The 25,326-nt window shown below is 67.3% G+C and carries 23 protein-coding genes; 12 read left to right on the forward strand and 11 right to left on the reverse strand.

Features of this window, described 5'->3' with window-relative positions; all coding sequences use genetic code 11:
• Positions 1 to 115 precede the first annotated feature (115 nt).
• The 4 genes from ndk to rpl7ae are packed head-to-tail and all read right to left on the reverse strand — an operon-like array spanning position 116 to position 1,387.
• Positions 116 to 595, reverse strand: coding sequence for a nucleoside-diphosphate kinase (ndk, locus tag LAQ73_RS13200; protein WP_224268739.1), 480 nt, complete (start codon positions 593 to 595; stop codon positions 116 to 118).
• Positions 595 to 789: a 50S ribosomal protein L24e gene (locus tag LAQ73_RS13205; RefSeq protein WP_224268740.1), complete on the reverse strand. Its 195-nt coding sequence runs from the start codon at positions 787 to 789 to the stop codon at positions 595 to 597. Before LAQ73_RS13205 ends, ndk begins: the two co-directional genes overlap by 1 nt.
• Before the next feature lie 4 nt (positions 790 to 793).
• Complete coding sequence (locus LAQ73_RS13210; RefSeq protein WP_058582947.1) at positions 794 to 1,018, reverse strand: 30S ribosomal protein S28e; 225 nt, start codon at positions 1,016 to 1,018, stop codon at positions 794 to 796.
• Between the two features lie 6 nt (positions 1,019 to 1,024).
• Positions 1,025 to 1,387 (reverse strand): 50S ribosomal protein L7Ae, encoded by a 363-nt coding sequence (gene rpl7ae / locus LAQ73_RS13215; RefSeq protein ID WP_224268741.1) that lies wholly within the window; start codon positions 1,385 to 1,387, stop codon positions 1,025 to 1,027.
• A gap of 278 nt (positions 1,388 to 1,665) precedes the next feature.
• Between rpl7ae and tmcA the strand changes: the two genes are divergently transcribed.
• Together tmcA and LAQ73_RS13225 are read left to right on the forward strand one after the other, a co-directional pair.
• The gene (gene tmcA / locus LAQ73_RS13220; RefSeq protein ID WP_224268742.1) at positions 1,666 to 3,939 is read left to right on the forward strand and encodes a tRNA(Met) cytidine acetyltransferase TmcA; all 2,274 of its coding nucleotides are present in this window, start codon (positions 1,666 to 1,668) and stop codon (positions 3,937 to 3,939) included.
• 40 nt (positions 3,940 to 3,979) lie between these two features.
• Positions 3,980 to 4,459, forward strand: a complete 480-nt coding sequence (locus tag LAQ73_RS13225; RefSeq protein WP_224270763.1) for a DUF456 domain-containing protein — start codon at positions 3,980 to 3,982, stop codon at positions 4,457 to 4,459.
• A gap of 174 nt (positions 4,460 to 4,633) precedes the next feature.
• Here LAQ73_RS13225 and LAQ73_RS13230 read toward each other — a convergent pair whose 3' ends face one another.
• Positions 4,634 to 6,391 carry a glutamate--tRNA ligase gene (locus LAQ73_RS13230; RefSeq protein WP_224268743.1) on the reverse strand — a complete coding sequence of 586 codons (1,758 nt, stop codon included), beginning with the start codon at positions 6,389 to 6,391 and terminating at the stop codon, positions 4,634 to 4,636.
• A gap of 129 nt (positions 6,392 to 6,520) precedes the next feature.
• On the opposite strand from LAQ73_RS13230, the gene LAQ73_RS13235 reads away from it, so the two are divergent.
• A complete protein-coding gene (locus LAQ73_RS13235; RefSeq protein WP_224268744.1) occupies positions 6,521 to 6,883 on the forward strand; it encodes a DUF5658 family protein in 363 nt (120 codons plus the stop codon).
• Positions 6,884 to 6,915: 32 nt separating this feature from the next.
• On the opposite strand, the gene idsA3 is transcribed toward LAQ73_RS13235, so the two are convergent.
• Together idsA3 and LAQ73_RS13245 are read right to left on the reverse strand one after the other, a co-directional pair.
• A complete protein-coding gene (gene idsA3 / locus LAQ73_RS13240) occupies positions 6,916 to 8,016 on the reverse strand; it encodes a geranylfarnesyl diphosphate synthase (RefSeq protein ID WP_224268745.1) in 1,101 nt (366 codons plus the stop codon).
• Positions 8,016 to 9,368: a ribonuclease J gene (locus tag LAQ73_RS13245; RefSeq protein ID WP_224268746.1), complete on the reverse strand. Its 1,353-nt coding sequence runs from the start codon at positions 9,366 to 9,368 to the stop codon at positions 8,016 to 8,018. The genes idsA3 and LAQ73_RS13245 overlap by 1 nt, the downstream gene beginning before the upstream one ends.
• Positions 9,369 to 9,746: 378 nt before the next feature.
• Here LAQ73_RS13245 and priS point away from each other — a divergent pair, with 378 nt between their 5' ends.
• Genes priS through bcp form a run of 3 tightly spaced genes read left to right on the forward strand, consistent with a single transcriptional unit; the run spans position 9,747 to position 12,356 of the window.
• Entirely contained in the window at positions 9,747 to 10,904 is a 1,158-nt protein-coding gene (priS, locus tag LAQ73_RS13250) for a DNA primase small subunit PriS (RefSeq protein ID WP_224268747.1), read from the forward strand.
• Complete coding sequence (locus LAQ73_RS13255; RefSeq protein WP_224268748.1) at positions 10,901 to 11,845, forward strand: DNA replication complex subunit Gins51; 945 nt, start codon at positions 10,901 to 10,903, stop codon at positions 11,843 to 11,845. The genes priS and LAQ73_RS13255 overlap by 4 nt, the downstream gene beginning before the upstream one ends.
• A gap of 52 nt (positions 11,846 to 11,897) precedes the next feature.
• Positions 11,898 to 12,356 (forward strand): thioredoxin-dependent thiol peroxidase, encoded by a 459-nt coding sequence (gene bcp / locus LAQ73_RS13260; protein ID WP_224268749.1) that lies wholly within the window; start codon positions 11,898 to 11,900, stop codon positions 12,354 to 12,356.
• Between the two features lie 22 nt (positions 12,357 to 12,378).
• Here the strand turns inward: bcp and LAQ73_RS13265 are convergent, their stop codons facing one another.
• The 3 genes from LAQ73_RS13265 to LAQ73_RS13275 form a co-directional block, all read right to left on the reverse strand.
• Positions 12,379 to 13,323, reverse strand: a complete 945-nt coding sequence (locus tag LAQ73_RS13265; RefSeq protein WP_224268750.1) for a DMT family transporter — start codon at positions 13,321 to 13,323, stop codon at positions 12,379 to 12,381.
• 374 nt (positions 13,324 to 13,697) lie between these two features.
• Positions 13,698 to 15,959, reverse strand: a complete 2,262-nt coding sequence (locus tag LAQ73_RS13270; protein WP_224268751.1) for a CDC48 family AAA ATPase — start codon at positions 15,957 to 15,959, stop codon at positions 13,698 to 13,700.
• Entirely contained in the window at positions 15,956 to 16,207 is a 252-nt protein-coding gene (locus LAQ73_RS13275) for an Hsp20/alpha crystallin family protein (RefSeq protein WP_224268752.1), read from the reverse strand. Before LAQ73_RS13275 ends, LAQ73_RS13270 begins: the two co-directional genes overlap by 4 nt.
• Before the next feature lie 205 nt (positions 16,208 to 16,412).
• Between LAQ73_RS13275 and LAQ73_RS13280 the strand changes: the two genes are divergently transcribed.
• Positions 16,413 to 17,198 carry an alpha/beta fold hydrolase gene (locus LAQ73_RS13280; protein ID WP_224268753.1) on the forward strand — a complete coding sequence of 262 codons (786 nt, stop codon included), beginning with the start codon at positions 16,413 to 16,415 and terminating at the stop codon, positions 17,196 to 17,198.
• A gap of 240 nt (positions 17,199 to 17,438) precedes the next feature.
• Here LAQ73_RS13280 and panB read toward each other — a convergent pair whose 3' ends face one another.
• The gene (panB, locus tag LAQ73_RS13285) at positions 17,439 to 18,248 is read right to left on the reverse strand and encodes a 3-methyl-2-oxobutanoate hydroxymethyltransferase (RefSeq protein ID WP_224268754.1); all 810 of its coding nucleotides are present in this window, start codon (positions 18,246 to 18,248) and stop codon (positions 17,439 to 17,441) included.
• Between the two features lie 164 nt (positions 18,249 to 18,412).
• On the opposite strand from panB, the gene LAQ73_RS13290 reads away from it, so the two are divergent.
• The 5 genes from LAQ73_RS13290 to LAQ73_RS13310 all read left to right on the forward strand — a co-directional run bounded on the left by LAQ73_RS13290 (position 18,413) and on the right by LAQ73_RS13310 (position 25,320).
• Positions 18,413 to 19,822: a diaminobutyrate--2-oxoglutarate transaminase gene (locus tag LAQ73_RS13290; RefSeq protein WP_224268755.1), complete on the forward strand. Its 1,410-nt coding sequence runs from the start codon at positions 18,413 to 18,415 to the stop codon at positions 19,820 to 19,822.
• 86 nt (positions 19,823 to 19,908) lie between these two features.
• Positions 19,909 to 21,396 (forward strand): pyridoxal phosphate-dependent decarboxylase family protein, encoded by a 1,488-nt coding sequence (locus LAQ73_RS13295; RefSeq protein ID WP_224270764.1) that lies wholly within the window; start codon positions 19,909 to 19,911, stop codon positions 21,394 to 21,396.
• The gene (locus LAQ73_RS13300; RefSeq protein WP_224268756.1) at positions 21,393 to 23,219 is read left to right on the forward strand and encodes an IucA/IucC family protein; all 1,827 of its coding nucleotides are present in this window, start codon (positions 21,393 to 21,395) and stop codon (positions 23,217 to 23,219) included. Before LAQ73_RS13295 ends, LAQ73_RS13300 begins: the two co-directional genes overlap by 4 nt.
• Complete coding sequence (locus LAQ73_RS13305; protein ID WP_224268757.1) at positions 23,216 to 23,887, forward strand: GNAT family N-acetyltransferase; 672 nt, start codon at positions 23,216 to 23,218, stop codon at positions 23,885 to 23,887. Before LAQ73_RS13300 ends, LAQ73_RS13305 begins: the two co-directional genes overlap by 4 nt.
• On the forward strand, positions 23,884 to 25,320 hold the full coding sequence (locus LAQ73_RS13310; RefSeq protein ID WP_224268758.1) for a lysine N(6)-hydroxylase/L-ornithine N(5)-oxygenase family protein: 1,437 nt from the start codon (positions 23,884 to 23,886) through the stop codon (positions 25,318 to 25,320). Before LAQ73_RS13305 ends, LAQ73_RS13310 begins: the two co-directional genes overlap by 4 nt.
• Positions 25,321 to 25,326 lie beyond the last annotated feature (6 nt).

Genomic DNA, 25,326 nt, shown 5'->3' on the forward strand with positions numbered 1-25,326 from the left:
GATTGAAACCTCTCGTATGCTGGAGACTCAGGTGCCCGAGACGGACAGCATCGAATAGAAACGAAGAGAGCGCGGCAGTCGCTCGCCGGTCGGAAAGCGAGAGAAAACGCGGAGATTAGTGGTCTTCGTCTTCGTAGAGCCACTGCTCGTCGACGCGCTCGTAGTCGAGCAGTTCCTCGTCGTCGAAGAACAGGCTGATTTCGCGCTCGTTCGCGCCCTCGTCCTCGTGGTCGGAGCCGTGGATGACGTTCCGGCCGAGGTCGAGACCGAAGTCGCCCCGGATGGTGCCCGGCGCGGAGTCGGCGGGGTCGGTCTCGCCCATCATGCGGCGGACCTGACGGGTCGCGTCCGCGCCCTCCCAGACCATCGCGAAGACGGGTCCGGAGGTGATGAACTCGACGAGGCCGTCGAAGAACGGCTTGCCCTCGTGCTCGCCGTAGTGCTCGTGGGCGAGGTCCTCGTCGATCTGCATGAACTTCGCCGCGGCGAGTTTCAGACCGCGGTCTTCGAATCGGGAGACGATGTCGCCGATGAGGCCGCGCTGGACGCCGTCGGGCTTGACCATCACGAACGTGCGCTCGTTGTGGTGGCTCATTACTCGGAGCCTCCCGTCGGCGCACCGCCCGCTTCGGTCCACTCGAGGTCGCGAGATTCGCGGCCGAGGTCGGCGTTCTTCTCGCACTTCGAGGAGCAGTAGTGGATGACGGTTCCGTCGGTGCGGACGAACATCGTGCCCGTTCCGGGTTCGATGTTCGCGCCGCAGTAGTCGCAGTCTCGGTTCTGTGGCATTGGCTTACTGGCCTCCGATGGAGTCCGCGTCACGCTGGGTCTCGCGGAGCTGGAGCACGTCGCCCTCTCGGACGGGACCCAACACGTTGCGCGTGATGATGCGGCCCTGGTTCGAGCCTTCGCGGATGCGGCATTTGACCTGCATGGCCTCGCCGTGCATCCCGGTCTTGCCAACGATCTCGATGACCTCAGCCGAGGTCGAGTCGTTGGTACTCTCTTCTGCGCTCATGGTCGCTTACTGCAGGTCCTCGACCTTCGAGGCGATGTCTTCGACGTCCTCGTCGGCCTCGCCGGCGTCGACGATGGCGGCAGCGGCGCTGCCGACTTCGAGACCGGCCGCGTGGCCGATGTCGTCCTGCGTCTCGACGAAGATGTAGGCGATGCCCTTCTCCTCGGCGAGGTCGGGCAGGTGCATGACGATCTCCTCGGGGGAGACGTCTTCGGCGACGTACACGAGGTCGGCGTTACCGCGCTCGATTGCTTTGGTCGTCTCGTTGGTTCCCTTCTTTACCGTTCCGGTGTCTCGGGCGACCTCGAGCGCTTCGAGAGCGCGCTCGGCGAGGTCGGCCGGGACTTCGTAATCGACGTAAACTGGCATTGGTTGTTCACCTCCCTGTTCGTAGGCTCGCGCCCCACACCAGATGGTCGGTCCCTGATGGCGTGGGGCATCATCAACCTCGAACAGGTTGTACACATCTGTAACGGAGCGCCCCATAAAAGCGCTTTCAAAGCGTACAGGGCGTGGTACGCCGGCGCATGGCGATTTTCAGAAGCGAGAGAGCAATTGATTTGACAGAAACGGTGCGGTGACGAATCGGTCTAAACCACCGCCGCATAGACGAAATCACCATTACCCGGAAGCGACCAGTACGGACGATGGACGTGGCCGCCCTCGCCGACCGCCTCCGCGACGAGGCCGAGCGTGCGAACGAACGCCGACTGCTCGTGCTCGCCGGCGACCGCGACGCCGGCATCGACGCCGCCTACACCGCGCTCGACGCCGCCGGTATCCCCGACGACGACGTGACCATCGTCACCTCGCGCGAGGGCTTTCGCTTCGAGCGTTACGCGCCGACCCACGCGTCGAACCTCCTCGGCCGGACGCGGAAGGCGGTCGTGCTCGACGCTCACGAGAAGTTCTCGCCGAACGCGCTCGGGCAGGTCGTCGGCGCGGTCGACGGCGGCGGCCTGCTCGTGCTCCTGACGCCGCCGCTCGACGAGTGGCCCGACCGCCGCGAGTGGTTCGACGACCACCTCTCGGTGCCGCCGTTCGACGCCGACGACGTGGGAGTTCGGTTCAGGCGGCGACTCGTCGGGACGCTCTCGGAACATCCGGGCGTCGCGGTCGTCGACGTCGATTCCGGGACCGTAGAGCGCGACGGTCTCACGGACCCGTGGCCCGCTCGCCCCCACGACTCACCGGTCAGACCGGCGAACGCGACGTTTCCCGAGGCGGTGTACGACGCGTGTCTCACCGGCGACCAGGCGGAAACTGTCCGCGCGCTCGAGGTACTCCGCGACCCAGGCCACGCCGTCGTCGTCGAAGCCGACCGCGGACGCGGCAAGTCGAGTGCCGCGGGTATCGCCGCGGGTGCGCTCGCCGCAGCGGGTAAAGACGTACTCGTCACCGCGCCGGCGTTCCGGAGCGCCCGCGAGGTGTTCGTTCGTGCCGCCGCAGTCGTCGACGCGCTCGACTGCCGCGCCGACGACGGGGACCGGAGCGGGGAGAACCGCGTCGAGACCACGACCGGGGGCCGGGTTCGGTTCGCCGCCCCCGTCGACGCCGCCGAGGTACTCGGCGGAGGAGAGGACGCAGACAGCCCCGACGTGGTACTCGTCGACGAGGCGGCGGCGCTTCCGGTTCGCCTGCTCTCGAACTTTCTCGACGCGGCCGCGGTCGGCTTCTTTACGACCGTACGCGGCTACGAGGGCGCGGGTCGAGGGTTCTCCGTTCGGTTCCGCGACCGACTCGACGAGAGCGAGTCCGAGGTTTCGAACGGGACGCTCGCGGAGCCGATTCGCTACGCGCCGGGCGACCCGCTCGAAATCTGGGCGTTTCGGGCGCTGTTGCTCGACGCGCGCCCGCCGGTCGACCAACTCGTCGAAGATGCGACGCCCGACTCGGTCGAGTACCGCGCGTTCGACGCCGACGACCTGCTCGCCGACGAGCACCTCCTTCGAGAGCTGTTCGGCCTGCTCGTGCTCGCGCACTACCGCACCGAGCCGAACGACCTCGCCCGGATACTCGACGCGCCGAACCTCTCGGTCCGGGCGCTGCTGCACGACGGGCGCGTCGTCTCCGTCGCGCTGTTGGCGCGCGAGGGTGGGCTCTCCGACTCGACGCGGCGGCGGATGTACGAGGGTCAGCGCGTCGCGGGGAACATGATTCCCGACGTGCTGACGAGTCAACTCCGAGACGAGGGGGCGGCAGTGCCGGTCGGCTACCGCGTGCTCCGCATCGCGACCCACCACGCCGCTCGGTCTCGCGGACTCGGCTCTCGGCTGCTCGCCGAGGTGCGAGACGAGTTCGGAGAACGGGTCGACTGGCTCGGCGTTGGCTACGGCGCGACGCCCGAGTTACTCTCCTTCTGGCGCGAAAACGGCTATCGGACGGTCCACCTCTCGACGACGCGAAACGACACCAGCGGCGAGTACTCGGCGGTCATGCTGAACCCGCTGTCGGAGTCCGGCCGCGCGCTCGCCGAGCGACACTCGCGGTGGTTCCGCGAGCGCGCGATCGGCGTTCTCTCGGACCCGCTCGGAGACGCCGACGCCGACGTCGTCCGGGCGACGCTGCGAGCGACCGACGCGGGACCCGACCCGACGTTCTCGGCGCACGAGTGGCGCGTCGTCGTCGGTGCGTCGTACGGCCCCGGTCTCTACGTCGCCGCCCCCGAGGCGTTCCGGCGGCTCGCGCTGGCACACCTCGTCGACGGGGGTGCGGACCTCTCGCCCCGCGAGGAACGCCTGCTCGTTCGGAAAGCGCTCCAGGCTCGGTCCTGGGGCACTGTCGCCGACGAACTCGACTACGTCTCGACGGGTCAGTGCATGCGGGCGCTCGGAGCGGCGTTTCGACCGCTCGTCGACCGCTACGGCGCGGGAGAGTCGGTCGTCGCCGAGGAGCGAGAACGGTTCTCCGACAGCTCCTGAGCGGTACGCCGAAGAGGGACGCCCGCGTACGGTGACTATGGTGGAACCTCTCGGCTGGATCGCGCTCGCGCTGTTGGTTCTCGGCGTCGTCGGCAGCGTCGCGCCGTTGCTCCCCGGCGCACTCACGTCGCTCGCAGGTGTGTATCTCTACTGGTGGTCGACGGACTTCGGCGAACCCGGGGCGTTGGCCGTCGCCGGTCTCACGCTCGTCGGACTCACTGCCGTCGTACTCGACTACTTCGCCGGACCCATCGCCGCCAAATACGGCGGCGCGTCGACGGCGACGACGCTCGTCGCGGCCGCCGTCGGCTTTCTCGCGTTCTTCGTCGCCGGGCCGCCCGGAATCATCCTCGGCGTCGCCGGAACCGTCTTCGCGCTCGAATTCTACCGCAACCAGGACGCGAACGCGAGTTTCAAGACGGCGCTGTTTGCGACGGTCGGCGTGTTGGCCTCGGCGGCCATACAGGTCGTGTTGACGCTTTTGATGCTCGTCGCGTTCGTCCTCGTCGTGTTTCTCTGACGACCGTTCCGGCCGAGCGTTCAAATACGAAAACGGGGCCACCGACTGGTGTGAGCTACCCATCGCCCCGGGCCGTTCCGCGGTTGTGCGACACAGCGTCCCGGAGTCGGCGAATCGAATCCGGTCGTGTCGCCTGCTCGCTCTCGTCTCTCTGTTTCGAGATCGGAGTGCTCCTCAGTCGTGGCTGAAGTACGCTACGGCCTCATCGTCGGCCTGTGAGTCGACGCGAGCGAAGCCGACGCGCTCGAACTGCACCACGTCGTCGACGGCCGCGTCGCCGAAGTCCGGTTCGGCGTGGCCCGTCACGTCGCCGTCCATCGTCCGCATCGTCACTGAGACGTTCTCCTCGGCCGGAGTCCAGTGAATCACGTCGACGCCCTCGTCGCGCACCACGTCGATGTCGTCGCCGACGTATTCGAGCGCGCTGCCCTCGGAGCGGACGCAACCGTAGCCTTTCAGCCAGACGCGCTCGCCGTCGTCGGGAAGGTCCGCTTCCTCGACGAGCACCGCGTCTCCGACCGGGACGGTGCGTCTGCCGCGGTCCTCGTGGTCGGGGTGAAGCGGCGGGTGACCCGCGTCGGGACCGCCCGAGAGCGGGAGTTCGACGGCGGGACCGACCTCGGGCGCATTGTCGGTCGTCGGCTCGACCCCGTCGCGGACCAAGAAATATCTGGGAGCTTCGTCGTCGACGAGCGCCCGGTTGTTCGCGTAGACGGTGCTCATGGCGAGGTCGACGTTGCTCGTGGAGGTACCGAGACCGACCATCGACTCGACGATGGCCTCGCCGCGGATACCGCGTCGACGGAGGCTCTTGATGGTGGGTGCGCGCGGGTCGTCCCACCCGTCGAGTTCGCCCTCCTCGATGAGGCGTTTGATGGTCGAGGTGGACATCTTCACGCCGTACTCGTCTATCTGGACGTGGCCCCAGTGGACGACTTCGGGGTACTCCCAGCCGAAGTAGTCGTAGACGAACCGCTGGCGCTTCGCGGAGTCCTGCAGGTCGATGCCGCGGATGATGTGGGTGACGCCCGTCAGGTGGTCGTCGATGCCGGACTGGAAGTCGAGCATCGGCCAGAGGCGGTACTCCTCGGCCTCCTCGCGGGGGTGCGGCGTGTCGATGACGCGGAAGGCGACGAAGTCGCGCAGCGCGGGGTTCTTGTGTTCGATGTCGGTCTTCACGCGGAGCACCATCTCCCCGGAGTTGTACTCGCCGTCGACGAGCGCCTCGAACTCCCGGAGCGTCGTCTCGGGGTCTTTCCCGCGGTGCGGGCACGGTTCACCCGAGTTCTTCAGTTCGGAGAACGCCTCGCCCGAGCAGGAACAGGTGTACGCACCACCCTTCTCGATGAGTTCGCGGGCGTGGTCGTAGTAGATGTCGAGGCGGTCCGACGCCCGGAGCACGTCGTCCGGTTCGAAGCCGAGGTAGTCGACGTCGTCCAAGATGGCGTCGTAGGCGTCGAGCTCCGGTCGCTTCGTCTCGGGGTCGGTGTCGTCGAAGCGGACGATGAAGGAGCCGTCGTACAGCGCTTTGTACGTCCCGATGACCGCGGGCATCCGGGCGTGGCCGATGTGCCACGGGCCGTTCGGATTCGGCGCGGCGCGCATCCGCACCTCGTCGTACGCGTCGACGTTCGGGAGGTCCGGGAGCACCTGCTCGTCTTCCTCGTCTTCGCTGTCGAGGTCTTCGAGCAGGTCGGGCGCGAGTTCGCCGAGTCGCTCGCGGCGCGTCTCGTGGTCCATCGCGTTAACGTCGGCGACGACACCGCCGACGACGCCCGGGATCTCGCCGCCGTGCGGGCGGAACTCGGGGTTCTCACCCATGAGCGGCCCCATCACCGCGCCGACGTCGGCGTCGCTCTCGTACTTCACGGCGTTGAACAGCGCGTGCTTCTCGGCTTCCGCCTCGACGCGCGCTCGAAGGTCGTCGTCCATTACCGGCGGGTTTCGTCCGGCCGGTAAAAACAGCGGTGGATTGCCCGTCGTCGCGGAGCCGTTCTCGTCGAGTAGCCGCGACTCGCAGAGACGAACAAGCATATATCTCAGCGGTTGAGAATGTCCGGCGTGAACGTTCGGACGTGGCTCTCACTCGACGGGACGCCGGTCACCGAGCGACGCTTCTACTGGGCGTGGATCGCGGCGACGGCGGGCTACGGCGTCGGCGACGTGGTGACGACCGTCGCCATCGTCGTCTTCGCTTCGGGCGTCACGGAGGGAAACCCCGCGATGCTGGCGGCGCTCGATTCGTTCGGTCTCGCCGGCCTCGTCGCCCTCAAACTCACCGTATTCGGTCTCTGTCTCGCAATCAGCCAGTACTCGGCGCGGATGGGGTATCCGGTGTTTCCGTACGTCCTTCCGGGACTGTTGGCACTCGTCGGCGTCGGATTGACCGGCTACAACATCTGGCTGATGTGGCTGTTCGCGTAACCGACGCGACCTCAAAAACCGAGGGTCGACGCTCAGTAGCCGCGTGTGATGAGGTAGTCGGCGATGTCTTCGAGGAGGCCGCGCGCCTCGTTGTCCGGCAACACCGTCAGTCGCTCTTTGCTCTGTTCGACAAGGTCTTCGGCCATCTCGCGGGCGTACTCGATGCTGCCGACGGTTTCGAGCTCCGCCACGGCCGCGTCGATGTCGGTCTCGGTCACCTCGTCGATCGACTCCGTGTCGACGAGTCCGGCGATGTCCACGTCGTGTTGACGCGCGTGAAGCGTGATGAGCGTCTCCTTCTCCTCGACGAGGTCCGACCCTCGCTGCTTGCCGAGTTCCTCCGAGGGGACGGTGAGGTCCAACACGTCGTCTTGAATCTGGAACGCACAGCCGGCGTCGATGCCGTACTGGTAGAGCGCGTCGACGACTTCTCTGTCCGCACCCATCAGGACTGCGGGCGTCGACGCCGCCGCTCCGTACAACACCGCCGTCTTGTACTCTATCATCTCGAGGTACTCGTCCGGGAGGATGTCGTCGCGGTGCTCGAAGGAGACGTCGAGCGCCTGTCCTTCGCAGATGCGCGTACAGGTCGTCGCGAGCAGTCTGGTCGCTTCGAGACCCCGCTCGGGTTTGGCACCCGTATCCGTCATGAGTTCGAACGCTTTCGAGTAGAGCGTGTCCCCGGCGAGGATAGCCGTCTCCGTGTCGTACGCCTCGTGGACGGCGGGCACGCCGCGGCGCAGGTCGTCGTCGTCCATGATGTCGTCGTGGATGAGCGTGAACGACTGGATGACTTCGAGACCGACGGCGGCGCGCATCACGTCGACGGTTCCCTCGTCATCAGAAGCCGACCCTTCTGATTGGCTCGCAGGAGCGTCGCTCCTGCGACCGTCGAGCGCCGGGAACTCGCGGTAGTCCGTCGACAGCGGGGCGACGTCCGCGAGCGCTTCGGCGGCCAGAAGCGCGACGGCGGGACGGAGGCGCTTGCCACCCGCCTCCAGGAGGTAGCGCGTGGCTTCGTAGAGGCGCTGTGGCTCGGCCATGGGCACCTCCTCGTCGATGGCCTCGTTGACGAGCTCGCGTCGCTCGCCGACGGCGGCCAGTACCCGCTCTTCTGTCGCGTTCGATGACATCACTGGACCAGCTGGATCATGTTCCCGTTGCTCGTCACGTGCACGTCCCGGCCGAGCGTGTAACCCTGCGACTCGCAGAGGCTGACGTACGGCGCGAGCCCTTTGAGGTTCTGGTGAGCCGGGATGACGTGCTGGGGCTGCAGCGCGTCGAGCATCGTGTAGTGACCCTCCTCGCGGAGGTGGCCGGAGACGTGGATGTCGTCGTAGATGCGCGCGCCCTGCATCTTCAGGAGCTTCTCGGACTGGTAGCGCTGGCCCTCGTTGGTCGGCTCCGGGATGACTCGCGCCGAGAAGATGACCTTGTCGCCGTCGTCGAGTTCGTACGGCGTCTCGCCGCGGCCCATCCGGGTGAGCATCGCGCGCGGTTCGCCCTGGTGACCCGTGACGATGGGCAGGAAGTTCTCCTTGCCCTCCTTCATGATGCGCTTGAACGTGCGGTCGACCGACTTGCGGTGACCGTACATGCCGAGGTCGTCCGGGAAGTCGACGAAGTTCAGCCGTTCGGCGGTGCCGGAGTACTTCTCCATCGAGCGACCGAGGAGCACGGGTTGTCGACCGATGTCCTTGGCGAACTCGACGAGACTCGTGACGCGGGCGATGTGACTGGAGAACGTCGTGGCGACGATACCGCCGTCGTAGTCCTCGACGGAGGTCATCACGTCCTTGAGGTGGCGTCGAGCGACGGACTCGGAGGGCGTGCGGCCCTTCCGACCGGCGTTCGTGCAGTCCTCGATGTACGCGAGGACGCCGTTGCCCTCGCGGCCGATCTCGCGGAAGCGCTTCATGTCGATGGGGTCGCCGATGACCGGCGTGTGGTCCATCCGCTTGTCGAGGCCGTAGACGATGGCACCCTCCGGCGTGTGGACGACGGGGTTGATGGCGTCGATGATGGAGTGAGTGACGTTGACGAACTCGAGTTCGACCTTGCCGGAGTCGCCGATGGACATCGTCTCACCGGCTTCCATCTTCACGAGGTCGTTGTTGACGTTGAACTTGTTCTCGCCCTGGACCTGCTGTTTCACCAGTTCGATGGTGAACGGACTGGCGACGATGGGCGCGTCGTAGCGGTGCGCCAGTTTCGAGATAGCGCCGATGTGGTCGAGGTGGCCGTGCGTCGGGACGATGGCCTTCACGTCGCCTTCGAGGTCGGACATGACGCGGTCGTCCGGGATGGCCCCCATGTCGATGAGGTCCAAGCTGTGCATCTTCTCGGTCTCGACGTTGTCGTGGATGAGAACCTGCGAGAGGTTCAGACCCATGTCGAAGACGACGACGTCGTTACCGGCGCGGACGGCAGTCATCTGCCGACCGACTTCTTCGTAGCCGCCAATGGTTGCGATTTCGATTTCCATGGTTTATCAGAGCATTGAAATGCCACGTCGCGTGGCTGCGGTTGCTCACGTAAATCCGAGGGCGTCAGGGGGCCACCGGCCCCGGCGTCTTGCAGCGCGTCGGTCGCTGGTCCCCGCGTGTGGTCGCTTCCGACTCGGTGTCGTGCGCGGCACTGCCGCACGTCGCGTCCACACTTACCCGCGGGCTGTTGGTACTGACGCCTACACGCCCGGGTATTAAAAACTACGTGGGTTAGTCGGCGACGAGAAAAACGGTTCGAATCGCGCGGGACGGCCGCCGAGGGCGGAGATCGGCCGTCGTCACTCACTCGCCGACGACACTCGTCTCGGCCACAACGACAACGCCTTTATCGCCCCCCTCGCAACGATGGTGACGCAATGAACCGTCGGACACGAGAGTATCTCCGGGGCCGCTTCGGCGACTACTACCGGAGCGCGGACCTCACGCTGCCGCCCGCGGCCGACCGGCGCGAGTGGGGCCACATCCCCTGGACCGCCGGCGGCACGACGATGGTTCGCCACCAGTCGCTGCTCGACGTCGGCGACCTCGGGGGCTTCCTCGCCCGCGAGTCGCCGCGCCACGTCTACTTCTCGGCGGCGCGCTACGCCGACCCCGGAGCCAACGAGATGGACGACAAGGGGTGGCAGGGTGCGGACCTCGTGTTCGACCTCGACGCGGACCACCTCCCCGGCGTCGACCCCGATGCCGCGGGTTACGCCGAGATGCTCGCGGAGTGTAAAGAGGCTCTCCTGCGCCTGCTGACGTTTCTGGAAGACGACTTCGCCTTCTCGGAACTGGAGATCGTCTTCTCCGGCGGCCGGGGCTACCACGTCCACGTCCGCGACGAGTCGGTGCGAGAACTCGACAGCGAGGCCCGCCGCGAAATCGTCGACTACGTCCGCGCCATCGACCTCGACTTCAACGGCCTCGTCGCGACGCGTAGCGAGCGCGGGACGACCCGCCGCGTCCTCCGGAACGAAGGCGGGTGGGGGAAGCGAACCCACGAGGCGCTGCTGTCGTTCGTCGAGGAACTCGAAGCGATGGACGACGAGGACGCCGGCGAACGCCTCCAGGAGTTCGACGGCATCGGCGAGGGGCGCGCGAAGACGATTCTCGGGGCGCTTCGGCGCAACCCCGACGCGATTCGAGCGGGCAACGTCGAGGCCGGCGGCCCCGGCCTCCGACTGCTCGCCGAGACCATCGCCGGGCGCGTCGTCGCCGACCAGACCGCGCCCATCGACGAACCCGTCACGACCGACGTTCGCCGGCTCATCCGCCTACCGGGGAGTCTCCACGGCGGGTCTTCGCTCGTCGTGACGCGGCTCGACCGCGACGAGGTCGAGCGCTTCGAACCCCTCCGGGACGCGGTTCCCGAGCGGTTCACGCGCCGCGACATCGCGGTGGAACTGGCCGAACCGGCCACCGTCGAGGTCGGCGGGGAAACGACTAAGCTATCAGCGGGAGAGAATACAGTGACAGAGAGCGTCGGCGTCTTCCTGATGACGCGCGGGGCGGCGGAGAAAGCCAGAGAATGAACTTAGACGAACTCAGAACGGTCCAGTCGAAAGAGCGCCGAAAGGACGGCCTCCAGCAGCTCCGCGACAGTTTCTACGCCGACGTCGCCGAGTACATCGCCGACCTGAAAGCCGAGCGAAAGCGCGCCGCCGACGCGGCCGACGACCCCTTCTCCTCCCCCGAAGTCGGCCAACTCACCGACGAGATAGAGACGGCCGAAGAGGTCGTCGAAGCGGTGTACGAACGCCGCGTCGGCAAGGTGGTCAAACTCGCCAGTTTCGCCGCCGCCGACATGCCCGTCGACGAAGACGGCTTCACGAACGAGGAGCGGGCGCTGTTCGAGGACCTCGTCGTGCGTATCGACCGGAACAAATCGACCGTCCTCGACATCCTCTCAGGCAGACGAGCCCCGAGCACCGACTCCGACCCGGGGCACGCGGAGACGCCGGAGACCGGGCCGTCGAACGCCGACATCGGGCCCGTCGCGGACGCGACGCCGGACGTCGTCTCCGACGCGCGCGACTCGCGGTCGGAGTCGTCCGAAAGTGGCGATACCGATGTTCTCGCCGATGCGATGGGTGGTAGCGGCGAGTCGGCGGACGACGCAGACACCGGCGCGTCGCCGTCCTCGCCCGGTCCATCGACGGCCGACGCGGAGGCGACGCCCGCCCGGGCCGAGTCCGCGGAGACGACGGACGACTCCTCACAGCCGGTTCCGCCGGACACGCCGGACCCCTCGGTTGCGAGTGATTCCGCTACGGAGAGAGCGATCGACGCCGATACCGAGACGGACGCGGACGCGGAGATCGAACGCACGACGGTCCGCATCACGCAGGACGTCGGCTCCATCTTCGGCGTCGACGAGCGCGAGTACGATCTCGCCGCCGAGGACGTGGTGACGCTGCCGACGACGAACGCCGAACCGCTCTTGGCCCGCGACGCCGCCGAGCGGTTGGACTGAGTCGAGCGACCGAAGCCACAAACGGTTTTTACGCAGGCTGCGAGAATCGACCATGCTCTCAGTCGGCGACGACGCCCCCGACTTCGAACTGTCCGACCAGCACGGCGAGACGGTTTCGCTCTCCGAGTTCTCGGGCGACCGAGTGGTGCTCTACTTCTACCCGCGGGCGGACACCCCCGGGTGCACGACGGAGGCCTGCGGCTTCCGCGACAGCATCGAGGCGTTCGAAGAGCGGGGCGTCCACGTCCTCGGCGTCAGCGACGACCCGGTGAGCGACCTCGAATCCTTCGCGGACGAGTACGACCTTCCTTTCAAACTGCTCTCCGACGAGTCCGGAGAGGTCGCCGCCGCCTACGACTCCTACGGCGAGAAGAACATGTTCGGCAACACCTTCGACGGCGTGTTCCGGAACACGTACGTCATCGGCCCGGAGGGGACCATAGAACGCGCCTACGAAGGTGTCTCGCCGGAAGGCCACGCCGAGGCCATCCTCGACGACATCGACGCGTAGCGCTCACGCCGACTTCGCGACGTCAGCGGAACAGGCCGACGACAGACCGGACACCCGCGCGTAGCTTCGGCAGTTCCGCGGTCAGCGTGTCGTACTTCACCAGCGCGAACCCGACGAACACGAGCAAAAAGCCGCCGACGGTCATCGCCGTGATCTGCTCGTTCAACAGCGACCAGCCCAGAAGCGTCGCCACGACGGGGACGACGTAGGCGACGAGGTTCGCCTGAAACGGCCCCTGGCGGTCGAGCAGGTCGAAGTAGATGGAGTACGCGAGCGCACTGGCGAACACGCCGAGAAACAGCAGCGCGAGAGCGGTCCGCGGCCCGAACGACACCGAGGGAACGCCCTCGGCGGCGAGACTGCTGGCGTGGATGACGGCCGCACCGAGCGCCATCGACCACGCGGTGAGCGCGACGCTCGACGTCTGCGCGTCCGCCCGGCGGACGAGGACGCTCCCGAGCGAGACGGCGACGGCCGCGCTGAAGACGATGGCGACCCCGAGCGCGTCGCCGGAGAGGTCACCGGAGAGCAGCGACGGCTTCGGGCCGGCGACGATGACGACGCCGACGAGACCGATGAGGACGCCGACGTACCCCCGCGAGTTGAGACCGACGCCGCCGACCAACAGCGCCGCGAACGCCGTCGTCAGAATCGGGTTGAGACTGTAGACGATCGAGGCGATGCTCCCGGTGGTCTGCGTCTGCCCGACGAACAGCAGCGCGTTGTTGGCGGCGACGATGAACAACGCGCTGGCGGCGATAGCCCCGAAATCGCCGCGGGTTCGCGGTATCGGGTCGTCGATACGAAGCGCGGCGTACCCGAGCAGCAACACCGCCGCGACGTCGAACCGAAACGCCGCGAACAACACCGGCGGGAGTTCCGCCAATCCGACTTCGATGGCGACGAACGACCCGCCCCACAGCGACGACAGGAGAAAGAACAGCCCAACGTCTCGGTATCGGGACACACCGACTCGTCGGTGACGGACGGAAAAGAGGCTGTCCGTCCGGGCGGGGGTCGCCGGTTTCGAGACGGTCCGCGAAGAGAAACTGTTTAATACGACGACCGGTTCCGTTCGGGTCGGACACGTCGTCGCTCGCCGCGCCGTGGTTGCGACCAGTCGGCCCCGAGGCCGAAGTCGCGTCGGCGCGGAGCAGTCTCCACGAGGGCGACCCACGAAATCGGGAGTGGCATCGCTCTCGGAACACACCTCGTTTCCGGTGAAATAAACATTATTTACGTTTGTCGTTTACTCTCCGAGAGCGGCCGCTAACGGAGCAACGAACGAGAGAAGGAAAGAAGACGGTCGCGCGTCGGACGCACCGTCGATTGGGGGGTCGATTACTGGAACGTGCGGCTCATCTCGTCGGCGTCGCGCTCGATGTCGGTGGTGCCGAAGCGCTGTTCGATCTCGTCGTAGCGCTGGCGCGTCTCGTCGGTGACGCTCGGACCGACCTGTTCGAGGGCGTCCTCGAAGTGGTCCATCGTGATGCGGACGTTGCCGACGGAGTCGTCGACCTCTTCGCGTTTGACCGAGCGGATGAACTCGCGGCTGGCGGCCATCGCCGCCTCGCGGGCGAGCGCTTCGAGGTCGGCACCGACGTAGCCGTCGGTGCGGCGCGCGATACTGTCGAGGTCCACGTCGTCGGCCAGCGGCTTGTGCTGGGTGTGGACCTCCAGGATCTTCAGGCGCGCCTCCTCGTCTGGAACGGGCACGTGGACGTGGCGGTCGAGTCGACCCGGTCGCAAAAGCGCCGAGTCGATGAGGTCCGGTCGGTTCGTCGTGGCGATGACGACGACGTCTTCGAGCGCTTCGAGGCCGTCCAACTCGGTCAGGAGCTGGGAGACGACGCGCTCGGAGACGCCCGAGTCGCCGCTGTTGCGGCCGCGCTCGGTCGCGATGGCGTCGATCTCGTCGAAGAACACCACCGTCGGGGCGTTCTCTCTGGCCTTGCTGAACACTTCGCGGACGCCCTTCTCGGACTCGCCGACGAACTTGTTCAGCAGTTCGGGGCCCTTCACCGAGATGAAGTTCGACTCGGACTCGTTGGCGACGGCTTTCGCCAGCAGCGTCTTCCCCGTCCCGGGCGGGCCGTACAGCAGCACGCCCTTCGCGGCGGCCATGTCCATCGTCTGGAACACCTCGGGGTACTCCAGCGGCCACTGGATGGTCTCGCGGAGTCGTTCCTTGGTGTCTTCGAGACCGCCGACGTCCTCCCAGGTCACGTCGGGCACTTCGACGAACACCTCGCGGAGCGCCGAGGGTTCGATCCCCTTCAGCGCCTCGCGGAAGTCGTTTTCCGTCACTTGCAGCGACTGGAGCACGTCGGCGTCGATCTCCTCGGCGTCGAGGTCCAACTGCGGGCGGATGCGCCGCAGCGCGGTCATCGCCGACTCCTTGGCGAGCGATTCGAGGTCCGCGCCGACGAAGCCGTGCGTGTTGTCGGCGTAGACGTCAAGTTCGACGTTGTCGGTCAACGGCATGTTCCGCGTGTGGACCTGGAGAATCTCCTTGCGACCGTCGCGGTCCGGGACGCCGATTTCGATCTCACGGTCGAAGCGCCCGCCGCGGCGAAGCGCCGGGTCGATGGCGTCGACGCGGTTGGTCGCGCCGATGACGACGACCTGTCCGCGCTCTTCGAGGCCGTCCATCAACGAGAGCAGCTGCGCCACCACGCGTCGCTCGACGTCGCCGCCCGCCTCCTCGCGCTTGGCGGCGATGGAGTCGAGTTCGTCCATGAAGATGATTGCGGGCGCGTTCTCGGTGGCCTCCTCGAACACGTCGCGCAGTTGCTCTTCGGACTCGCCGTAGTACTTCGACATGATCTCCGGGCCGGAGATGGTGTGGAACTCGGCGTCGATCTCGTTGGCGACGGCCTTGGCGATGAGCGTCTTCCCCGTTCCGGGCGGGCCGTGCAGGAGGACGCCCTTCGGCGGTTCGATGCCGAGGCGTTTGAACAGCTCCGGGTGTCGCATCGGCAGTTCGATCATCTCGCGGACCTGTTCGAGTTCGCTCTCGAGGCCGCCGATGTCCTCGTAGGCCACGTCCGGACCGGAGCCGGAGCCGCCGCTCGCGCCCTCGCGTATCTGTTCGGCGGGCTTCTCGCTTATCTCGACGGTCGTCGAGTCGTTGATGACGACCGTGCCAGACGGCTGCGTCGACGCGATTTTCAGCGGCACCGCCTGGCTCTGGTTCGACATGAAGCCGAAGCCGAGCGGGAGGCGCACCGTCTGGCCCGTGGTGACGGGCTGGCCGCCGAGTTCGCGGCGAATGAGCGCGTCGATGTTCCCGCGGATGCCGAGGCGCTGCGGGAGCGCGACGGTGACCCGCTTTGCGGGGTGGACGTCCGCCTTCTCGACGGTTACGCGGTCGTCGATGCCGACGTTCGCCTGCTGGCGGAGCCGGCCGTCGATGCGGATGACGCCCGACCCGCGGTCCTCCGGGTAACCCGGCCAGACGCGGGCGATGGCCGCGCTCTCGCGGCCCTCGATGCGGATGAAGTCGCCGCCTTCGAGACCCATCTCCTCGGCGACCTGCTTGTCGATTGCCGCCAGTCCGCGACCGGCGTCTTTCTGTTTCAGGGGTTTGACTGTGAGTTTCATTTGGACACCGTGATGGTCAGTACACCGTTGTTGGTCTCAACTGTTGCGTCGGTTCCGGGTAACTCGAACTCGAATTCGGTTTCGGACACCCGGTCGCCGTGGTCGACGACCACGATGGCCGTCGTCCCCACGACGTCTACGTCGATGGCGTCATCGGCGACACCGAGCTCCGCAGCGATGACCCAACTGTCGTCGTACTCGTATCGGCGGATGAACCGCTCGCCGCCGGATGATTGTTGAACACTCATTGGGTGATTCCTAACCCCAAGTTAGGCATGCAGCTATTTAAATCTTTCTTGGGCCAATCGCAGTACACCGGCCGGTTTGGCCAACTGCGATGGAATTGCGGTCCACAAGATTGTAGCCACCGCGAGTCACTTCCGGCGGCGTAGAGATATCGAGGTGACTCGACGCACGGATGCGTTTATCACGAGTGCCACGAAAACATATCGCATGAACACGTGTATACACCACGGACGCGAGACCGCGTATCGCGTCTCCGGCGGTGACACCGGCGACGTCGAGAACGCGGGACTGCTCTGTATCCACGGCAGTGGCGGCTCTCACGGCGTCTGGAAGTCGCAGTCCCGACTCGCCGACGAGCGACCGGTCGCGGCGTTGGACTTGAGCGGGCACGGCGAGAGCGACGACGTCGACGCCGACGCCGGATACGAGGCGCTGTCGGCGTACGTCGCTGACGTCGCCGCCGTCGTCGAGGAGACCGACTGCCGCGTGCTCGTCGGTAACTCCCTCGGCGGCGCGGTGGCGATGTTAGCCACTCTCGGCGGGGCGGTCGACCCGGACGCGCTCGTGTTGACCGGAACCGGAGCGAAACTCGCCGTCCTCAACGACCTGCTCGTGTGGCTGGAGGAGGATTTCGATCGCGCCGTCGAGTTTCTGCACGGCGACGACCGCCTGTTCCACGACTCCGACGAGCGCTATCTCGACCTCTCTCGAGAGGCGATGCGCGAGGCCGGACAGGGAGTCACCCACCGCGACTTCCTCAGCTGCCATCGCTTCGACGTGCGCGACCGCGTCTCCGAGATCGACGTGCCGACGCTGGCCGTCGTCGGCGAGTACGACAAACTGACGCCGCCGCGGTACCACGAGTTCCTCGCCGACGAGATTGCCGACGCCGAGATGGTCACCGTCGACGACGCCGCGCACCTGGCGATGTTAGAGCAACCGACGGCATTCAACAGCGCGGTGGCAGAGTTCTTGAGCGAGCGGGGGTTGTAACGGAACTGAGCGGCAACCGACGGACTGCTCTTCGCCGAAAATATCGGACGCGGTGCTACGTCTCCTCGTAAATACGTTGTATCCGCGGTGATGCTGCCTCGCCCGAGAATGTTTCCGTGGGTGCCGACGATCACAGCCTTCCCCTCCCATCGTTCGAGCGTTCGTTCACTGCGTTCACGACCACGAATTTTTGCGCCGAGCGGTCGCGCAGAGCGCGACCCGAGGCCGAAAAAGACGGGTCTAGTAGAGTTCGTCTAACTCTTCTTCCACGTGACTGTGCTCCTCGGCCGGGAACTCGCCGTTCTGCACCGCCTCGCGGTACGACGAGATCGCCGACTCCATCTCGCTGCGAACGTCGCCGAACTGCGTGGCGAACGGCGGCGTGTAATCGCTCATCCCGAGCACGTCGTCGACGACGAGCACCTGCCCGTCGCAGTCGGGGCCCGCGCCGATGCCGATGGTCGGTATCTCTAGCTCCTCGGTGACGCGGGTGGCGAGGTTCGCCGGAACGTGTTCGAGGACGAGCGAGAACGCACCCGCTTCCTCGTGGGCGTGGGCGAGTTCGAGAATCTCCTTGGCCGCTTCGGGGTCGGTTCCCTGCCGGGCGTAGCCGACGGATTTGACCTGCTGCGGCGTTAGACCGAGGTGCGCCATCACCGGGATGCCTAACTGCGCGAGTCGCTCGGTGAGGTCGACGGTGTGCGGGCCGCTCTCCAGTTTCACCGCGTCGGCGTCGGCCTCCTTCAGCATCCGGCCGCAGTTCTCGATTCCCGACGCTTCGTCGACGCCGAAGGAGAGAAACGGCATGTCGGCGACGACCAGCGCGTCGTCGGCGGCGCGGGCGACCGCGCCCGTCCGACTCGCCACTTCCTCGACGGTCACGGGCAGCGTCGACTCGTAGCCCAGCGCCGTGTTCCCCATGCTGTCGCCCACCAGGAGGATATCGATACCGACCTCGTCGGCGACTGCGGCCGTCGGCGCGTCGTACGCCGTCAGCATCGTAATCGTCTCCTCGCCCGCCATCGCGCGGATGTCCCGAACCGTTGGCATACGTTACCACTCCCACGCTGGAGGTTAAGCGTCACGTCTCGCCGCCGACACCTCGCCCGTTGTGTGCGTTTGCGCGCGCCGCGCGAACGACCCCTGCGCACATATTTTTAGGCATGCCAAAAAATCGAACCGCTTTTGTAGTTTTAGGCGAGCCTTAACTCCGGATGACGAGTGAAAGAAGTAAACTCGCCGACGAGTCCGCGCCTCACGGGCGGAGGGCGAAAGTCGACTACGAGAACGACTCTAACGCCGATCTGCTCGCCCAGCAGGCGGCTCGCGAGTCCGGTGCGCGGAGTTACCCGCGCCGACTTCCGTTCGCCATCGAACGGGCCGCCGGGGTCGAGATCGAGGACGTGGACGGGAACGTCTACTACGACTGCCTCGCGGGCGCTGGGACGCTCGCGCTGGGGCACAACCACCCCGACGTGGTCGCAGAGATGGAGCGCCTCCTCCGCGAGGACCGGCCGCTGCACACCCTCGACGTGACGACGCCGGAGAAGGAGGCGTTCGTCGACGCGCTGTTCGACAGCCTCCCGGACGCGTTCGCCGAGTCGGCGCGGGTGCAGTTCTGCAGCCCCGCCGGAACCGACGCGGTGGAGGCGGCGGTGAAACTGACGAAGACGGCCACGGGCAACCGAAGCGTGCTGGCGTTTCAGGGTGCGTACCACGGGATGACCAACGGCGCGCTCGGACTGACCGGCGACGTCGAAGTGAAGGCGGACGTGCCGGGACTGATGACCGACGTCCACCACCTGCCGTATCCGTACGCGTATCGTCCGCCGTTCGGCGAGGACTGCGACCATCGGGCTGTCAGCCGCTACGTCGAGCACCTGCTCGACGACCCGAAGAGCGGAGTCGTCGACCCGGCGGCGATGGTCGTCGAACCGGTACAGGGAGAGGGCGGGTCGATTCCCGCGCCCGACGAGTGGCTCCGCGAGATTCGGCGCATCACGCGCGAGCGGGACGTACCGCTCGTGGTCGACGAGATACAGACGGGACTGGGGCGAACGGGGGCGACGTACGCCTTCGAACACGCCGACGTAGTCCCCGACGTCGTAACGCTCTCGAAGGCCGTCGGCGGCGGTCTCCCGCTGTCCGTGGTCGTCTACCGCGACGAACTGGACGCGTGGGAACCGGGCGCTCACGCGGGGACGTTCCGCGGTAACCAGCTGGCGATGGCCACCGGGCGGGCGACGATTCGACACGTCCTCGAGAACGACCTCGACGAACACGCCGCGGAGATGGGCGAACGACTACAGGGACACCTCGACCGAACCGACGAGCGCTTCGCGGCCGTCGGCGACGTCCGCGGGCGGGGGCTGATGCTCGGCGTCGAGTTCGTCGACCCGGAGGCCGAACCGGACGCCGTCGGCGCGCAACCCGCCGACGGAGAGCTCGCGGGCGCGGTCCAGCGCGAGTGCTTCGAGCGGGGACTCGTCGTCGAAACGGGCGGTCGCCACAGCGCCACCGTCCGCTTCCTCCCGCCGCTCGTCGTCACCGGCGAACAGGTCGACGACATCGGCCGTATCTTCGAGGAAGCCGTCAGCGCCGCGGTTTCGGAGGTGGCGGCGTGAGCGAATCCGACTTCGACCGCCGGAGCCCCGACGGACGCGCTCGGTTCCTCGGGAGTGACGCGGGCGCGGCCCGGTACGAACGCGCGATGAACCGCGCGGCCGCGGCGGTGCGCGCCGCCGTCTCCGAGGCCGAGAGTCCGTACGCGGGTAGCGAGTACGACGACCTCGCCGCGGCGTTTGACGACTTCGACCCGGTGCCCGAGCGAGGGGACGGTCTCGACGCGGCCGTCGAGTGGGCCGCGGACGCGGTGCTGGCAAACTCGGCGCTCGTCTCCCATCCGAAGTGCGTCGCGCACCTCCAGTGCCCGCCGCTGGTCTCCGGACTCGTCGCGGAGGCGCTTCTCACCGCGGTGAACCAGTCGATGGACTCCTGGGACCAGAGCCCGGCGGCGACCGTGTTGGAGGAGGCGATGATCGAGGAGCTGTGCGCTCTGTTCGGGTACGACACGACCGACGACGACACCTCCGCCGGCGGCGATGCGGTCGCGGGCGACGACGCGACCGCCGACGGTGTGTTCACGAGCGGCGGAACCCAGTCGAACTTCCTCGGACTGCTCCTCGCCCGCGACCGGTACGTCCACGAGGCGTGGGGTCGTCGGGCGCAGACCGAGGGGTTACCCCCCGAGGCCGACTCGCTGCGAATCCTCTGTTCGGAGGTCGGCCACTTCACCGCCGAACAGGCGGCGGCGCACCTCGGACTCGGCGAGAACGCGGTCGTGCCGGTGTCGACCGACGACGAGTTCCGCGTCGACCCCGGGGCGCTCTCGGCGACGCTCGACGGACTCGAAGCCGACGGAAAGCGACCGTTCGCGCTCGTCGGCACCGCCGGAACAACCGACTTCGGGAGCATCGACCCGCTCGACGCGCTCGCCGACTGCGCCGACGAACACGACCTCTGGTTCCACGTCGACGCCGCCTTCGGTGGAGCGCTCGCGCTGAGCGACCGCCACCGCGACAAACTGGCGGGGATCGAGCGCGCCGACTCGCTCGCGGTCGACTTCCACAAGCTGTTCTACCAGCCCATCAGCTGCGGCGCGTTTCTCCTGCGCGACGGTGCGAACTACCGGTACATCGCCCGCAACGAGGCGTACCTGAACCCAGAGCGCGACGACAAGGCGGGCGTGCCCAACCTCGTCTCCAAATCGGTCCAGACGACCCGCCGCTTCGACGCGCTCAAACCGCTCGTGACCTTCCGCGCGCTCGGTCGGGAGGGCGTCGCCGAACTCGTGGAGTACACCCTCGATTTGGCCGACGAGGTGGCCGCCCGCATCGCCGCGGACCCGGCGTTCGAGCTCGTGACCGAGCCGACGCTCAACGCCGTCGTCTTCCGCTACGTCCCATTCCGGGACCATCCGACGCTCGACGACGGGGCGTGGTCCGACCGCGTCAACCGACAGGTTCGCCGGACGCTGTTACACCGGGGGAGAGGCGTCGTCGCCCGAACCGAGGTCGACGGACGCGTCCACCTGAAGTTCACCCTGCTCAACCCGAACACCACCCCCGCCGACGTCGACGACCTCCTCGTGAACGTCAAACAGTACGGTGCGGCCGCCGAGTCGGAGGCGGTCGAATGACCTCCGTCGGCACCGACTGCGGGACGCCCGCAGAGCACGCGGAGTCGGCGACGGTTCACTCGCTTTTGAACTGCTACCTCAGAGAGACCCACGCCCACAAGGTCGTCCCGGCCGACCGAGCGCCGGCCGAGACCGACGCCGGACGGGTCGTCGTCGTCCCCCTTCCGAAGCAGGGGCTCGACCTGTTCGCCCCGCTCCGCTACGAGTCGCTGACGGGCCGACACCTGTTCGCGCTCCCGGTGTCGATGCGCTCCGGCGGACGCGAGACGGTTCCGCTCGACGCCGCGACGCTCGCCGCGCTGTTGACTCGCGAACTCGCGCTCGAAACCGAGGATGGCGAGGACGCCGCTACCGGCGACGACTTGCTGTCGCGCGTCCTCTCCAGCAAGGCGAACATCGAACGGTTCGTCGCCGCGCGCGCCGAGAGCACCGACTCGCTGTACGGCTTCGAGACGACGTTCCGAGAGGCCGAGCAGTCGCTTCTGTACGGCCATCTGCTCCACCCGACGCCGAAGAGCCGCCGGGGCATCCGGCGGCGGGAGGCCTCGACGTACGCGCCCGAACTCGAGGGGTCGTTCCCGTTGTACTACTTCCGCGTCGACCCGTCGCTCATCGACCAGGGCTCGGCGCTCGACCGGTCGGCCGCCGAGTGGGTCCGCGAGGAACTGCGCGACGACGACGCGGTCAGCGACTCGTTCGTCGCCGAGCACGTCGAGTCGGCGGACGCACTCCTGCCGGTACATCCGTGGCAGGCGGACTACCTACTCGACGACGACCGCCTCCGCGCCGCCGTCGACGACGGCGTCGTCGAGCCGCTGGGCCGAGTCGGGCGGGCGTACTACCCGACCACGTCGGTCCGGACCGTCTACCACCCGGAGTCGTCGTTCATGCACAAAGGGTCGCTGGCGGTCAACATCACCAACTCCGAGCGCACCCACAAACGGCCCGAACTCGACCGGGGCGTGGCCGTCGCCGAGCTCCTCGACACGGAACTGGGCGACGAACTCCGCGAGCGCTTCCCGACGTTCCACGTCGTCCGCGACCCAGCGTACCTGACGGTCGACCTCGGCGACTACGGCGTGACCGGCGACGAGTCCGGGTTCGAGGTCGTCCTCCGCGAGAACCCGTTCCGCGACGAAACCGCGAACGCGACGCCCGTCGTCGCGCTCTGTCAGGACGGCGTCGACGGCCCCTCGCGGCTCGCTCGAATCGTCCGCACGCTCGCCGAGCGAGAGGGACGTTCGACGGACGCCGTCGCCCGCGAGTGGTTCGAGCGGTATCTCGGCTGTTCGCTGCGCCCGGCGCTGTGGCTCTATCTGCGCTACGGCGTCGGCGTCGAGGCCCACCAGCAGAACAGCGTTCTCAGGCTGTTGGAGGGCTACCCCGAGGCGTTCTACTACCGCGACAACCAGGGCTACTACTTCTGCGAGTCGACCTACGACGAGGTCGACGCGCTCTGTCCGGGCGTCGGCGAGCGCGCCGACACCCTCTGTCCCGACAGCGTCGCCGACGAGCGCGTTCGGTACTACCTCGTCCTGAACAACGTCTTCGGCGTCGTCAACGCCCTCGGTACCGGCGGCGTCGCCGACGAGCGCGAGCTGCTCGACGCGCTCCGCGAGGAACTGCGCGACCTCCGGGCGTTCGACCGCGAGAGTTCGACGCTGCTCGCGAGTCTCCTGTCGGACCGCCGACTGCCCTGCAAGGCGAACCTCCGGACGCGCTTCCGCGAGATGGACGAACTCGTCGGGTCGCTCGACGAACAGTCGGTGTACACCGAGATTCCGAATCCGCTCGTCGCTGAGCGGGGGGCGAGCGCGCGATGACCGAACGCGGACACGGCCACGGCCGCGGACGGACGCTCGACCCCGCTGCGACCGTCTCCGCGCCCTACGACTACCAGCGGTACGACCCCAGCATCGACCGGATGGTGTCGTTTCGCCCGGCGACGATGGTGGCGGACCTCGGGCGACTGCACCGCTGGCTCAACTCCGAGCACGTGCTGCCGTACTGGCGGTTGAACCACTCGCTTCCCCGCTTCCGAGCGGCCCTCGACGAGAAGCTCGCCGACGACCACCTGACGCCGTACGTCGGGTCGCTCGACCACGTGCCGATGAGCTACTTCGAGCGGTACTGGGCCGCGGACGACCCGCTGGCTGCGCACTACGACGCCGAGCCTGCGGACCAAGGGATTCACCTCCTCATCGGCCCGCCGGAGTACCTCGGTCACGGCTACGCCCCGGCGCTGCTCCGCGCGATGACCGCGCTCGCGTTCCGCCACCCCGAAACCGACCGCGTCGTCGCCGAACCCGACGCGCGAAACGAGCGCGCAATACGCGTCTTCGAGCGCTGCGGCTACGAACCGGTTCGGGAGTTCGAGTTCCCCGAAGAGGAGAAGACGGCGCTGCTCGTCGTCTGCGAGCGCGACCGCTTCGAGTCGACGGTCGAGTCGGCGGACGAACCCGAGGTCGACGCGGAGGTGGACCCGCGATGAGCGGCGCTGCCGACGACGCCGAGGCCGACGACGACGCCGAGACCGTCGAGGCCGACACGTACGACCTCCTCGGCGTCGGCCTCGGGCCGTTCAACCTCGGCCTCGCGGCGCTCGCCGACGGGGCCGACGACGGCGGTAACGGCACCGGCGGCGTCGACTTGGACGCCGTCTTCCTCGAACAGAAACCCGAGTTCGCGTGGCACGAGGGGATGCTCGTCGAGGGGGCGACGCTCGAAGTGCCGTTCGTGGCCGACCTCGTGACGCTCGCGGACCCCTCGAACCCTCACAGCTACCTCAACTTCCTCCGGGAGACGGGGCGGATCTACGAGTTCTACTTCTACGAGCGGTTCCACATCCCGCGCCGGGAGTACAACGAGTACTGCAAGTGGGTCGCCGAGCGCGTCGACGCCTGTGAGTTCTCCCGTCGGGTCGTCGAGGTGAGCGGCGGCGAGGACGGCCCGTTCGTCGTCCGCGCCGAGGACCCAGAGAGCGGCGAGCACCGCGTCTACCGCGCGCGCGACCTCGTCGTCGGCGTGGGAAGCGTCCCATACGTTCCCGAGGCGTTCGGGTCGCTTCCCGATTCGGACGTGTTCCACACAGCGTCGTACCTGTACAACCGAGAGCGGGTGCTCGACGCCGAGGGGATCACTGTCGTCGGGTCGGGACAGAGCGCCGCGGAGGTGTTCCAGGACCTCCTCGAACGGCAGGCCGACCGCGGGTACCGTCTGGACTGGCTGACCCGGTCGGACGGCTTCTTCCCGATGGAGTACTCGAAACTCGGCCTCCAGCACTTCACGCCGGAGTACGCGCGGTACTTCTACGACCTGCCCCAGTCGGTGAGCGACGACCTCCTCGACCAGCAGGACCTGCTGTACAAGGGCATCGACCCTGACACCAGCGACGAGATATACGAGACGCTGTACGAGCGCAGCATCGGCGACGCCGACCCCGACGTCGGCCTGCTCGCCGCGACCGAGGTGACGGATATCGACCCGGCGGGTGACGGTCGGTATCGACTCCGATGTCGCCACCGCGAGAAAGGAACGCGCTTCGCCCACGAGACCGAGGTGGTGGTGCTCGGCACCGGCTACCGGCGGCCGACGCCCGCGTTCCTCGCGCCGCTCGAACCGCACGTCGACCGCGACGACCGCGGGCGGTTCCGCGTTCAGCGAGGATACGCTCTAAAGACCGACGGGCTGACGGGCCGCATCTTCGTCCAGAACGCCGAGTTGCACACCCACGGCGTCGGCGCGCCCGACCTCGGACTCGGCTGCTACCGCAACGCGGTCATCCTCGACCAACTCGTCGACGACTCACCGTACCCCGTCGACCGCGACACCGTCTACCAGGCGTTCAGCCCCGAGCGGTTCGTCTCGAACTCGCCCGTGAGCGAACTCCTCCGACCGGAGCAGCACGCACCGTCCGACGACTGAAACAGC

Source organism: Haloprofundus salinisoli, assembly GCF_020097815.1.
Lineage (GTDB): Archaea > Halobacteriota > Halobacteria > Halobacteriales > Haloferacaceae > Haloprofundus > Haloprofundus salinisoli.